The organism is Streptomyces saintjeani (genome assembly GCF_055409605.1).
Genome location: NZ_CP189624.1, coordinates 9,172,387 through 9,185,213 on the forward strand (window position 1 = coordinate 9,172,387; position 12,827 = coordinate 9,185,213).

General features: G+C 71.3%; 10 protein-coding genes. 4 read left to right on the forward strand and 6 right to left on the reverse strand.

The window, feature by feature from the left end:
* Positions 1-3: 3 nt before the first annotated feature.
* The 3 genes from ACQCO7_RS41155 to ACQCO7_RS41165 form a co-directional block, all read right to left on the reverse strand.
* Entirely contained in the window at positions 4-1,029 is a 1,026-nt protein-coding gene (locus tag ACQCO7_RS41155; RefSeq protein ID WP_464076623.1) for an LLM class flavin-dependent oxidoreductase, read from the reverse strand.
* Positions 1,030-1,081: 52 nt separating this feature from the next.
* Entirely contained in the window at positions 1,082-2,602 is a 1,521-nt protein-coding gene (locus ACQCO7_RS41160) for a metallophosphoesterase family protein (protein ID WP_464076624.1), read from the reverse strand.
* A 69-nt stretch (positions 2,603-2,671) separates the two neighbouring features.
* Entirely contained in the window at positions 2,672-3,466 is a 795-nt protein-coding gene (locus ACQCO7_RS41165) for a DUF1684 domain-containing protein (RefSeq protein ID WP_464076625.1), read from the reverse strand.
* Positions 3,467-3,783: 317 nt separating this feature from the next.
* Here ACQCO7_RS41165 and ACQCO7_RS41170 point away from each other — a divergent pair, with 317 nt between their 5' ends.
* The gene (locus ACQCO7_RS41170; RefSeq protein WP_464076626.1) at positions 3,784-4,779 is read left to right on the forward strand and encodes an LLM class flavin-dependent oxidoreductase; all 996 of its coding nucleotides are present in this window, start codon (positions 3,784-3,786) and stop codon (positions 4,777-4,779) included.
* A 43-nt stretch (positions 4,780-4,822) separates the two neighbouring features.
* Entirely contained in the window at positions 4,823-6,178 is a 1,356-nt protein-coding gene (locus ACQCO7_RS41175) for an NtaA/DmoA family FMN-dependent monooxygenase (protein ID WP_464076627.1), read from the forward strand.
* On the opposite strand, the gene ACQCO7_RS41180 is transcribed toward ACQCO7_RS41175, so the two are convergent.
* Positions 6,129-6,965: an MHYT domain-containing protein gene (locus tag ACQCO7_RS41180; protein ID WP_464076628.1), complete on the reverse strand. Its 837-nt coding sequence runs from the start codon at positions 6,963-6,965 to the stop codon at positions 6,129-6,131. The two genes, ACQCO7_RS41175 and ACQCO7_RS41180, sit on opposite strands and share 50 nt — an antisense overlap.
* Positions 6,966-7,295: 330 nt before the next feature.
* Here ACQCO7_RS41180 and ACQCO7_RS41185 point away from each other — a divergent pair, with 330 nt between their 5' ends.
* Complete coding sequence (locus ACQCO7_RS41185) at positions 7,296-9,689, forward strand: M4 family metallopeptidase (RefSeq protein WP_464076629.1); 2,394 nt, start codon at positions 7,296-7,298, stop codon at positions 9,687-9,689.
* A 60-nt stretch (positions 9,690-9,749) separates the two neighbouring features.
* On the opposite strand, the gene ACQCO7_RS41190 is transcribed toward ACQCO7_RS41185, so the two are convergent.
* On the reverse strand, positions 9,750-10,508 hold the full coding sequence (locus ACQCO7_RS41190) for a dienelactone hydrolase family protein (protein WP_464076630.1): 759 nt from the start codon (positions 10,506-10,508) through the stop codon (positions 9,750-9,752).
* A 65-nt stretch (positions 10,509-10,573) separates the two neighbouring features.
* On the reverse strand, positions 10,574-11,194 hold the full coding sequence (locus ACQCO7_RS41195) for an L-threonylcarbamoyladenylate synthase (protein ID WP_010357318.1): 621 nt from the start codon (positions 11,192-11,194) through the stop codon (positions 10,574-10,576).
* 79 nt (positions 11,195-11,273) lie between these two features.
* Between ACQCO7_RS41195 and ACQCO7_RS41200 the strand changes: the two genes are divergently transcribed.
* On the forward strand, positions 11,274-12,749 hold the full coding sequence (locus ACQCO7_RS41200; protein WP_464076631.1) for a helix-turn-helix domain-containing protein: 1,476 nt from the start codon (positions 11,274-11,276) through the stop codon (positions 12,747-12,749).
* Positions 12,750-12,827: the final 78 nt, after the last annotated feature.

Sequence of the window (12,827 nt, forward strand, 5' to 3'; positions counted from 1 at the left end):
GGGTCAGTCCTCCGACCCCGGCTTCCAGCCCAGCGCCGGGCCCAGGTTCGTCGCCATGTCCGTGAGGATCTGCACGTAGTCCTCGTGGTCGAACGTGAAGGGGAGCGCGAAGGCCACCTCGTCGATCTCGCGGTACGCGGCGTGTGCGTGGAGGCGTTCGGCGATCTCGGCGGACGTGCCCACGTAGTCGGGGGCGAACATCATGCGCGCCGGGCCCTGCGGGGACGCCGTGCGGGGGAGGCGCTTCGCCGCGTACTCCTCGTACCTGGCGCGCTGCGCCGGGGTCGCCGAGTCCGTGGGGACGACCACCAGGCCCTGGGAGACGCGGGCCGCGTCACCGTCGGGGTGGGCGGCGCGGAACGCGCGGATGTGGGAGAGCTGGATCTTCGCGAAGTCCTCGGACTCCTCGGCCTTGACGACGCTACTGGTCAGGAAGTTCATGCCGTGCTCCCCGGCCCAGCGCGCGGAACTCAGGCTGCCGCCGCCGTACCACATGCGCCGGCCGAGGCCGGGGGAGTGCGGCTGGACCCGGTCGGAGAAGACTTCGAACCCCTGCACGCCGCTGAAGTCGCTAGCGGACTCGCCGCGCACGAAGTCCAGGAGCCGCCGGACCCGCTCGTACGAGAAGTCCTCGGCGTCGGCCGTGTCCGGGTAGAGCGCGCCCTTGACGTGCTCGTACTGCATCGGCGGGCCCACGCTCACCCCCGGGTTCAGCCGCCCGCCGGAGAGGAGGTCGACCGTCGCCCAGTCCTCGGCGAGCCGCAGCGGATTCTCCCAGCCGAGCGGCGTCACGGCCGTACCGAGGTGGATACGGCTCGTGCGCTGGGTCGCGGCGGCGAGGACCGCGACGGGGGAGGAGATGCCGTACTGGAGGTGACGGTGGCGCAGCCACGCGCTGTCGAAGCCGAGGCGCTCACCGAGTTCGATGATCTCCAGCGTCGATTCGTGGCCCGCGCGGGGGTCGTCCCCGTCGAACAGGCCGATGGTGAGGAAACCGAGCTTGCGCAGCGGGCGCGGGGTGGACGGCATGAGGCTCTCCAACGGTCACGGGACGTACGACCGTGCCAACCCGCGCCACGCCTCACGCATTCCGGCGCAGCGGGATGATCACCTCGTCCTCGACCGGCGGCTCGACCTCCTGCGCGAGGTTCCCGGTCGCCGCGAAGCACCGGATGCGCACGGACTCCGGCGTGACGTCGAGCCGCAGGAAGCTCTTGAAGAACGGCGGACTGTACGTCGCGGAACCGGGCGAGAAGAGTTGCGTGTAGATCTTCCGTACGGGGAGCCTGACGCGCCGGGGTTTCCCCGCCACCCCGAGCAGCGCGGCGACCAGCCGGATCCGCCGGGTGATCCGCACCTCGGCGCCAGGTGCGCGGGCCGGGGTGATGCCCAGCCGCTCGGCGATCACCGCCGTCGCCTCGTCCTCGGTCAGCCGAAAGAACCGCCTGAGGCGCAGCCGCCGCCCGTACAGCCCCGCGTAGAACGCCAGCGAGTCACCGCGCAAGGGGTAGCACCGGAACTCGTCCTCGCCGACGCCCGCGACCGAGACCCGAGAGATGGTGTGCGTGGCGTGCGTGAACGCGCCGCCGCCCCCGGACACGACGTACTGGAGTATCCGCCCGTCCGGGCAACGCACCGGATAGCGCTGGTAGTTGTGGATGTCGCCGCCTATCGCCGCGACGTACCCGTGCTCCGGCGCCCGCACGATCTCGTCGACCGTCCCGCCGCCCTCGATCGCGCAGGGGTCGGACCGGCCGTCGACGTACAGGGGCGAACCGGTGACGAGGATCTTCGGGCGCGGACCCTGGGACACCTCCCGCAGCCACGCGCCCTGTTCGGCGTCGAGGGTGCCGAGGAGTCCCGTGTCTATCCCTATGATCCGTACGGGTCCGGCGTCGATCGCCCAGTACGGGCCCGGCTGGACGGCCTGTTGACCGGGCGTGGAGCGCAACTCCCGTACCTTGTCGAGCTGTTGGCCGTCCCCGGGGCGCGCCTCGTGCCACAGCAGCGACCGCAGCCACGCCTTCGTCAGCGCACGGGGTCTCGGCTCGGCGGGCAGGGGCGGCGCGTCCCCGCAGAACACCCGCATGAACGCGCCGAGGCCCTCGTACCAGTCGTGGTTGCCGGGGACCGCGTAGATCGGCGCCGGGTAACTCGCGTACGGGCGGAAGAACTTGGTGCCGTAGTCGGCGGCGCTGCCCACGGGGTAGATGACGTCGCTCGCGACGACCGCGAACCGGGTTCCCTCGCTCACCTTGAGGAAGCCCGGTACGACGGCGTACTGCGGGTCGTCGCCCTCGCCCGTGTCGCCGATCACCATGAACGAGAAGCGGTCCGGGTCGTCGCGGCGGATCACCTTGTCGGCGAGGGCCTGTTGCTGTGCCTCTTGTCGTGCCTTTTGCTGGGCCACCCACCGGCTTCTCGTCCGCCCCGTGGGGTCCCCGAGCCAGGACGCCACCACCCCGTTGCGCGCCGCCCACAGCGTGCGCGGGTCCAGCCACGAGACCTTCTCGGTCTTCTCCGGCATGAGCTGACGGTAGGCACCCGGGGCGGCCTCGCCCCAACCGGCGCCGGCGGCGGTATCGCGTGATGATTCGGACACGGGGGGAACCGTAGCAATGGCCAGAACATGTCAGGGGGTTGGGGATGCGGCCCTCACCGGGCGGCGGGATCAGGCCCTTTCGTACGGGAGCCTCTCGCCCGCCTCCACCGCCACCGGGAGCCTGTTCTCCCTCGGCGGCAGGGGGCACGTCGCCTGGTCCGTGTACGCGCACGGCATGTTCCCGGCGCGGTTGAAGTCGACCGTGACGTGACCCTCCGCGTCCGGTGCGGCGATCTGGAGGGCGCGGTTCGCCGCGTACGTCGTCACGCCGGACGTCTCGTCCGTGAACAGCACCATCAGGCTGCCCGGGGTCATGCCGTTGAACGCGGTCAGGCGGTGGACGGCGCCCTTCAGCTCGAACTCGACCTGGCCCGGCGAGTCGTACACGTGCTCCAGCCCCTCCACGGCCGCGCCCACGGTCACCTCGCGGGGGCTGTCGTACGCCACGAAGCGGCCCTGTACGGCCCAGGTCTCGTCGGGGGCGTACGTGGGGGTCTCGCGGTGGTTCGTGCGCAGGGCGTTGCCGGGATGGCGGGGCCGCAGGATGTCGCTCCCGCCCCGCTTGCCGATCTCGAGTACGGCGTCCCCGGCACCGACGTACACACTCGCCCGCTCGGGGATGACCCCGAAGGAGTGCCGGCCCGTGATGGTCTCGCCGTCCAGGGTCAGCTCCTCGCCCTCGCCCAGCTCCACGACCACCCCCTCGCCGGTGGTGGCCCAGGCACCCGGCGCGTCGTCGAACCGCTCCGGCTCGGGGGAGAGCCAGCGCAGGCTGGTGATGGCGAGGAAGCCGTGCGGGGAGGTGAGGACCTCCTCCCTCGTGCGGTGCCACTTCTCCCACTCCGCGACGAAACCGCTGCTCATGTGTGCGCTCCCTGCTGGAGGTCGTACCGTCGTCCGTGGCAACCACGCCGGCCGGCGGGTCATTCCCGGGGGCCGTGTCCGGTCTTGACAGGCCGCGGTCCCGGCGACGTAAGTTGACGTGGTCTGCTGCGGACAGTGGAGGAAGCCATGCGCGCACCGAGTTCGGCACCTGGTGGTGCTGAGGTGTGGCTGGTTGTCCGGCGGCATGTGGACTACTGCCGTACCGCCTCCGCCGTCTGTCCTTCCGCACGCGTCTGATCCAGCGCCGGTCCCGCTCCGTGGCCGGTGTTCTCCGCCGTGCCCCGGAAGGACTCCGTATGCCCTCCAAGCCCCTGCGTCTCGCCGTCGAACTCGACGGTTCCCTCGCGCCTCGGGCCATCGCCCGTGCCGCCGCCTCGGCGGAGAACGCCGGGTTCACGCTGGTCACCCTCGACGACTCGACGCTGGTCCCCGGGCGGATCGGGGCCGTCGAGCGGGCCGCGTTCATCGCCGCGTCCACCACGACCATCGGCATCGCCCCGGCCGTACCGCTCACCTACGCCGAACCCTTCCACGTCTCCAGCCAGTTGGCGTCGCTCGACCACGTCTCGCTGGGCCGCGCGGGGTGGGTCGTGTCGCAGGAGGACCGGCCGGAGGCGGCGCGGGTCTGGGGTCGGCCTGTCGTCGCGGGCGCCGAGGCGCTGACCCGTGAGTCGGCCGACGGTGTCGACGTGGCGCGTGCCCTGTGGGACTCGTGGGAGGACGACGCGGTGATCCGCTCCGTCGCCACGAGCCGTTACCTCGACCGGGACCGCCTCCACTACATCGACTTCACGGGCGACACGTACGCGGTGAAGGGCCCGGCGATCGTCCCCCGGCCCCCGCAGGGGCAGTTGGTGGTCCTGGGCGACCCGCGCCGTATCCCCGCCGACCGGCTGGACGTGGCGCTGATCGACGGCCCCGACATCGCGTCGGTCAGGGAGACCGCCGCGCGCACGGACACCCCGCTGGTGTTCGCGGAGATCGAAGTCGCCCTGGACACAGAGGAGGTGACGGGCCGTCAACGCGCCGCCGACTGGCCGGAGAGGGGCCGCCTGCGCCACGTGGGCTCGGCGGCGGGCCTGGTGAACCTCCTGGAGGAGCTGAGGGGTTCGGTGGACGGGGTCCGCCTCCGTCCCCTCTCCCTGGACGACGACCTCCTCGTCCTCTCCCGTCTGGTCCTCCCGGACCTCTTCACGACCCGCACGGCCACCCGCCCTCTCCCGGCGGCGACCCTCCGCACGAACCTGGGCCTGACCAGGCCGGCGAACCGGTACGAGGACGCGACACGGTGACCGATCGACTCGCCACCCACTCCACGACCGGGAAGGCCCTCCGATGACCCGCACCGACACCCCTTTCCCGCACGCCCAACTTCACTTCGGCGTCTTCTTCCAGGGCGTCAACCACTGGACCGTCTGGTCCGACCCGGCCAGCGGTTCGCAGATCGACCCCGCGAGCTTCCGGAAGGTCGCGCAGACCGCCGAACGCGGCTTGTTCGACGCGTTCTTCCTCGGTGAGGGACTCAGGCTGCGCGAAGTGGACGGCCTGATCCACGACTTGGACGTCGCGGGACGGCCGGACGCGATCACGCAGCTCGCCGCGCTCGCGGCGGTGACCCGGCGGATCGGGCTCGTCTCGACGTCCAACACGACCTTCAACGAGCCCGCGGACCTGGCGCGGCGGCTCTCCGGTCTTGACCTGCTGTCCGAGGGACGCGCCGGATGGAACGTCGTCACCACCGACAACGCCTGGACCGGCGCCAACTTCCGGCGCGGCGGCTACCTCGACCACGCCGACCGGTACCGCAGGGCGGAGGAGTTCCTCACGCTCGCGCGGGAGATCTGGGACGCCTGGGAGGGGGAGACGCCGCGCCAAGTCCGGCACCAGGGGCCGCAGTTCGACGTCGACTTCACGCCCACCCTGCCGCGCAGCCCGCAGGAGCACCCCGTCGTCTTCCAGGCCGGCGACTCCGGCGAGGGCCGCGACTTCGCGGCGCGCAATGCCGACGTCATCTTCTCCGCGCACGGCGACGACTTCGACGACGCGCTGGCGTTCGCGCGGGACGTGCGGCGGCGGCTGAGGGCGTTCGGGCGGCCGGAGGACGATCTGCGGATCCTGCCGGGCACCGAGATCATCATCGGGGCGACGGAGGCGGAGGCGGCGGAGAAGAAGCGTTGGATCAGGCTCCAGCAGGTCACCCCGGCAACGGCGTTGAGCATCGCGGGCCAGCTGTGGAACCGGGACCTGTCGGGGCACGACGCGGACGGCCCGCTCCCGCGGGAGGACCCGGTCGTCGCGGAGAACGACGGCTCCTTCGGCGCCCGCCGGGTCGCCGACCCGCGTGCGGTGGTCGCCGAGTGGCGGCAGAAGGCGGAGGCGAACGGCTGGTCGCTGCGGGAGACGGTGATCGCGCTGGGCCCGCAGCGCGGCCACGTCGGCACCCCCGGCGGCCTCGCCGACAAGTTCGCCCACTGGGCCCGCCACGGCGCGGTGGACGGCTTCAACGTCACCCCGTACCTGATCCCGGACGGCCTCGACGACATCGTCGACCTGCTGATCCCGGAGCTCCAGGAACGCGGCGTCTACCGCACCGCGTACACGGGCACGACCTTGCGCGACCACCTCGGCCTGCGCGAACCCCTCACCCGCCGCTCCGCGTCCGCTCCTTCTGCCACGCTTCGGGCCGGCTGAAGGCCTCGGGGACGGCGGCGGACCTGCGCTCCTGCACGGGCCGGTTCCACTCGCCGTCCCCCAGCACCAGCAGCGGATCGAACATCACGACGACCCCCGCGAGGAGCAGGAAGATCACCGGCCCGATCAGCATCGGCAGCAGCAGCGAGGTCGGCGAGTCCCCGGCCCACGACGCGGTCGTCCCGTGCACGTGGACGCTGACCGCCGCCATCCCGGTGTAGTGCATGCCGGAGACGGCGACCCCCATCACGAGGCTCGCGCCGAGGCTGGGCAGGAACCCCCGGATGGAGACGGCCGCCCACAGTGCGGCGGTCGCGGCGCCGATGGCGATCAGGACGGACAGCGCGACGATCGGCACGGCGTAGTCGATACGGCCGTTGAGGCTCATGGCCGCCATGCCGAGGTAGTGCATCGCGGCCACCCCGAGCCCGGTCACCACGCCCGCGAACAGCAGCGTGCGCGGGCTCGCCCCCCGGTAGCCGACGATGAACACGCCGATGCCGACGACGACCACGGCGACGACGAGACTCAGGACGGTGAGCCCGACGTGGTATCCGACGCGGGTCTCCACGACCTGGAACCCGATCATCGCGATGAAGTGCATCGTCCAGATCCCGCACCCGATGGATGCTGCACCCAGTGCGAGCCACCCCGGTTTCCAGGACTGCGTGTTGAGCAGTGAGCGGACAATGCACCGCAGTCCCAGGGCGGCCCCGAGACATGCCATCACATAAGCCGCGATCGGCGTCACCGCCCCGTAGCGGAAACCGTCGACGGTGCCTTCCATAGGCCAACTCCCCCCAGAGATAAGGCTGTGTGTGTTCGAAGGTCTACGTGTAAAGGGACAGTGATAGCAAGCTGAACCGGCCAGTAGTGGAGCATCTCTCAAATAGCGAAACGCAACTCTGCGCACAGATGCGTCAATTTCGGTCCGCCGCATTTCTGCTGGCATATTCATTCGGCACGCCGCGGTCGGTTCTTGAAAGTTCAAAGCGATTTCCCATCGAGGGGAAACCCTTGAGCCGCTCCGGCCCTGATGACATGACCGCGTCAAAGATGTCATCCTCCGTGCCACCCCCCACTCAGCTCATCCCGGACACACACCGTAGGAGTTCGAGTGAGACCCACCCCCCGTAAGCGGACCACGGCCTGCGCAGCCCTCCTCTCCACCACCGCACTGCTCGCCCTCGGCGTCCAGACGGTCCCCGCCACGGCCCGGCCCGCCGCCCCTCACCCCGCTCCCCTGCGCACCGGCGCCCTCCCCGCCGACCTCACCCCCGCGCAGCGCACCACGCTCATCAAGAACGCCGAGTCGAAGGCCCCCGGCACGGCGAAGGGACTCGGCCTCGGCACACAGGAGAAACTCCTGGTCAAGGACGTCGTCAAGGACAACGACGGGACCGTCCACACCCGATACGAACGCACCTACGCCGGCCTGCCCGTCCTCGGCGGCGACCTCGTCGTCCACACACCCCCGGCCTCGCTCGCCGCAGGTACCGTCTCCACGACGTTCAACAACGACCGCCGCACGATCTCGGTGAAGTCCACCACCCCCACCCTCGGCAAGTCCGCCGCCGAGACCAAGGCGCTCAAGACGGCCAAGACCGTCGACTCCCGTGCCGGCGCCGCCCGCAAGGTGATCTGGGCCGCCGAGGGCACCCCCAGGCTCGCCTGGGAGACGATCGTCACCGGCACCCAGAAGGACGGCACACCCAGCAAGCTGCACATCGTCACCGACGCGACCACCGGCACCGAACTCTCCCGCTGGGAGGGCATCGAGACCGGCACCGGCAACAGCCAGTACAGCGGCACGGTCACCATGGGGACGACCCTCTCCGGCTCGACGTACCAGCTGTACGACACCGCGCGCGGCGGCCACAAGACGTACAGCCTCAACAACGGCACCTCCGGCACCGGCACACTGATGACCGACGCCGACGACGTGTGGGGCACCGGGTCCGGGTCCAACACGCAGACGGCCGGGGTGGACGCGCACTTCGGGGCACAGACCACGTGGGACTTCTACAAGAACACGTTCGGGCGCAGCGGCATCAAGAACGACGGCGTCGCCGCCTACTCCCGCGTCCACTACAGCTCGGCGTACGTCAACGCCTTCTGGGACGACGACTGCTTCTGCATGACCTACGGCGACGGCTCCGGCGGCACGCACGCGCTGACCTCGCTCGACGTCGCCGGGCACGAGATGAGCCACGGCGTCACCTCCAACACGGCCGGGCTCAACTACACCGGCGAATCAGGCGGGTTGAACGAGGCGACCTCCGATATCTTCGGCACCGGCGTGGAGTTCTACGCGAACAACGCCACCGACGTCGGCGACTACCTCATCGGCGAGAAGATCGACATCAACGGCGACGGCACCCCGCTGCGCCACATGGACCAGCCCAGCAAGGACGGCGCCTCCGCCAACGCCTGGTACTCCGGCGTCGGCAACCTCGACGTGCACTACTCCTCCGGCCCCGCCAACCACATGTTCTACCTGCTCTCCGAGGGCAGCGGCACCAAGACCATCAACGGCGTCACCTACAACAGCCCGACCTCCGACGGCGTCGCGGTCGCCGGGATCGGCCGGGCCGCCGCCCTCCAGATCTGGTACAAGGCGCTGACGACGTACATGACGTCGTCCACGAACTACGCGGGCGCCCGCACCGCCGCCCTCAACGCGGCGACCGCGCTGTACGGTTCGAGTTCCGCGCAGTACGCGGGAGTCGGCAACGCCTTCGCGGGGATCAGCGTCGGCGGCCACATCACCGTCCCGTCGACCGGCGTCACCGTCACCAACCCGGGCAGCCAGTCGTCCACGGTCGGTACGGCGGCCAGCCTTCAGATCTCGGCCGGCTCCACCAACAGCGGCTCGCTGACCTACGCGGCGTCAGGGTTGCCGACCGGACTGTCCATCAGCAGCTCCAGCGGCCTGGTCTCCGGGACGCCGACGACCGCCGGGACGTACAGCACGACCGTCACGGTCACCGACTCCGCCGGGGCGACCGGCACGGCTTCCTTCACCTGGACGGTGAGTTCCAGCGGCGGCGGCACCTGCACCGCCACGCAGCTCCTGAGCAACGCGGGCTTCGAGTCCGGCAGCACCGGCTGGACCTCGACCAGCGGCGTCATCACCAACTCCAGCGGCCAGGCCGCCCGTACCGGCTCCTACAAGGCGTGGCTCGACGGGTACGGCTCCACCCACACCGACACGCTCTCCCAGTCGGTGACCGTCCCGAGCGGCTGCACCAACACCACGTTCACCTTCTACCTGCACATCGACACCGCCGAGACGACCACCAGCACGCAGTACGACAAGCTGACGGTCGCCGCCGGTTCGACCACCCTGGCCACGTACTCCAACCTCAACGCGGCCTCCGGGTACGTCCAGAAGTCCTTCAGCCTCGGCTCCTACGCGGGATCGACCGTGACCCTCACGTTCACCGGCGTCGAGGACTCCTCGCTCCAGACCAGCTTCGTCGTCGACGACACCGCCGTCACGACCGGCTGATCCGGCTCCGGACAGGGGCGCTCGCGGAGGACGGTGCCGCGAGCGCCCCGCTTCAGAGGCTCAGGCGAAGGTGCGGCCCAGGAGGTCGAGCAGCGCGGCCCAGTGCCGGTCGTCGCCCTCCTTGTGGTACGCCGCCGTGTCGGCCTGCGTGTAGCCGTGCGCGGCACCCTCGTAGAACTCCGTGCGGTGGCGGACACCGGCGGCGGTGAACGCCTCCTCCAGGACGCGGGCGTTCTCGGGGGTGAGGGAGTCGTCGTTGTCGGCGTGGCCGAAGTACACCTCGGCCGTGATGTTCCCGGCGAGCAGGTGCGGGCTGTCGGGGCCGTCCGTGACGAGCCGTCCGCCGTGGAAGCCGGCCGCCGCGGCGACCCGCTCCGGGTAGGTGCCCGCCGTCAGCAGCGACAGACGCGCGCCCATGCAGTAGCCGGTCAGACCGACCGGACCGTCCAGGACGGCCGGGTTCTCCGCCAGCCAGCGCAGCCAGGCGCCCGCGTCCTTCATCGCCGGCTCCGGCGTGAGGGACTGGACGACCGGCCAGATCGCGCCGAAGACCTCCGGGCGGGCCTGCGGGTCGATGAACTCGGGGAGGTCGAAGACCGGGGTGCGGCCGTGCCGGTAGAACACGTTCGGGACCAGCACGGCGTACCCCTCGGCCGCGATCCGGTCCGCCATGCCCCGCAGGTGCGGGCGCAGCCCGAACGCGTCCTGGTAGAACAGCACGGCCGGGTGCGGGCCGCCCTCGGCCGGGTGGACGAAATAGGCGTCGGCGACGCCGTCCTCGGTGGTGATGTCGACTGACGTTCCAAGTACAAAGGTCATGACCGGAAGCGTTGCATGTTTCAACCAACGCCCCGGACGGCGCCCCTCACCTCATGAACCGCCCTTTACTCGAACCGTGACGCGTCCCCCGCCCCGTACCGCACGATCTGCGCCTCGCCCTCCGAGAAGTCCACCACCGTCGTCGGCTCGGTCCCGCACTCCCCGGAGTCCAGCACCCCGTCCAGGACGTGGTCCAGCTCGTCCTTGATCTGCCAGCCCTGCGTCATCGGCTCGTCCTCGCCCGGCAGCAGCAGCGTGCTGGACAGCAGCGGCTCGCCCAGCTCCGCCAGCAGCGCCTGGGTGACCGTGTGGTCCGGGATGCGCACGCCCACCGTCTTCTTCTTGGGGTGCTGGAGCATCCGGGGCACCTCGCGGGTCGCCGGCAGGATGAAGGTGTAACTCCCGGGCGTGGACGCCTTGATGGCCCGGAACACGTTGTTGTCGATCTGCACGAACTGGCCGAGCTGCGCGAAGTCCTGGCACACCAGCGTGAAGTGGTGCCGGTCGTCCAGCTTGCGGATGGTCCGGATCCGGTCGGTGCCCTCCTTGCTGCCGAGCTTGCAGCCCAGCGCGTAGCAGGAGTCCGTGGGGTACGCGATCAGGGCGCCGCCCCGGACGGCGTCCGCGATCTGCGAGATGGTGCGCGGCTGAGGGTTGTCGGGGTGCACGTCGTAGTACTTCGCCATGGGGTGACCCTATGCCGCCCTCGCCCCGGACGCCGACGCGCGGACCCGTGTAACGTCCCAGGTCGGCGAGAGGGAGGGTATGCGCATGGCGGCCGGCGACGCGGGCGGCACACGCTGGGCCGAGGAACTTCTCGCGCTGCTCAGACCCACGGCCGGACACGGCGTCCGGTCCACCGTGAACTGGCTGGCCCGCACGCTCGACGCCGACGTCTGTCTGTGCGACGACACCGGCACCCCGGTCGCCGGGACCCCCCTGCCCGTGGACGGCACGCCCGCCGCCGACGTCCTCGGCGGACGCATCGCCGCCGCCTCCTGGGAGGGGGACGGCCGGTATCTGCGGCTCGTCAGAGTCGTACGGCCCGGCCCCGCGCACCCCTGGCTCCTCGCCGTCGCCCGCCGGGCCCCCTTCGACCCGCGCGCCTCCGACGTCGTCGCGCACACCGCCGCCGTCCTCGAAGCCGTCCTGCGCACCCGCGAGGCCGACGCCACCGAACGCCGGCTGCGCCGGGCGGCGGCCGATCTGCGGCTCGCGATCCTTCAGCTGCTGATGGTCGAGGACACCGTCGCCGCGCGCCGGGTCGCGGCGGGCCTGTGGCCGGGGCTCCTGGACGTCGAGACCGCGCGCGTCTACATCGCCGAGTCCACCGTCGAGGACCGCGACCGGCTCGCCGAGGACATCCTCACCGCCACCCGCGACGCCGCCCTCGTCGTCCGCTGCCCGGCGATGGACCCGCAGGTCATCATCGTCGTCCCCGACGGGAGCGCGGACGCCGGGCTGCGCGCCCTGCCCGCCCGCCGCCCCGGCACCTACCTCGGCGGCAGCGTCCCGCAGGCCCTCGCCCGCACCGCGACCGCGTACGGCCAGGCGGCCAGCGCCCTCGCGGTCGCCCGCTTCCACCCCGACCGCACCGCCATCTACACCGAACGCACCCACCCCCGCCGCCTGATGGACCCCCAGGACCTCAACGCGTGGGCCCTGGACCTGCTGAGCCCCCTCGACCGCCTCCCGCACCACGTGCGCGCCGAACTCGTCGCCACCACCCGCCTCGGCCTGGAGTTCACCGCCGTCCGCGCCGCCCGCATCCTCGGCGTCAGCCGCAACACCGTGCGCGCCCGCATGGAACGCGTCGAGTCCCTCCTCGGCACCGACCTCTCCGACCTGCCCTCCCGCGCCGCCCTCCACCTCGCCCTCGCCCACCACGACTCACCGGTCGAACCCGCGCCCCGGGCGACCCTGGACGACCTTCTCACCGCCCCCGCCCTGCGCACCTGGGCGCACACCCTCCTCGCCCGCCTCGACGCCGACCCCCGCGACCTGCGCGGCACCCTGCGCGCCTGGATCGCCGCCCAGGGCAACGCCGAACGCGCCGCCGACGCCCTCGGCATCCACCCGCAGACCGTCCGCGACCACGTCCGCAGCGCCGAACCCGTCCTGGAGCGCCAACTCCTCGCGCCGGGCGGTGACCTGTACGAAGTGGTGCTCGCCCACCTCGTCACGGGAGACGTCCCCGGCCCGGCGAACCCGGACGAACCGGACGGCCCTGTGCACAGGTGAGCCCCGGCCGGGCACCCGTGCGATGCACACCCGGTACCCCGGTGTGTACGTTCACAGACCATCGGGGTGCGACCAGGA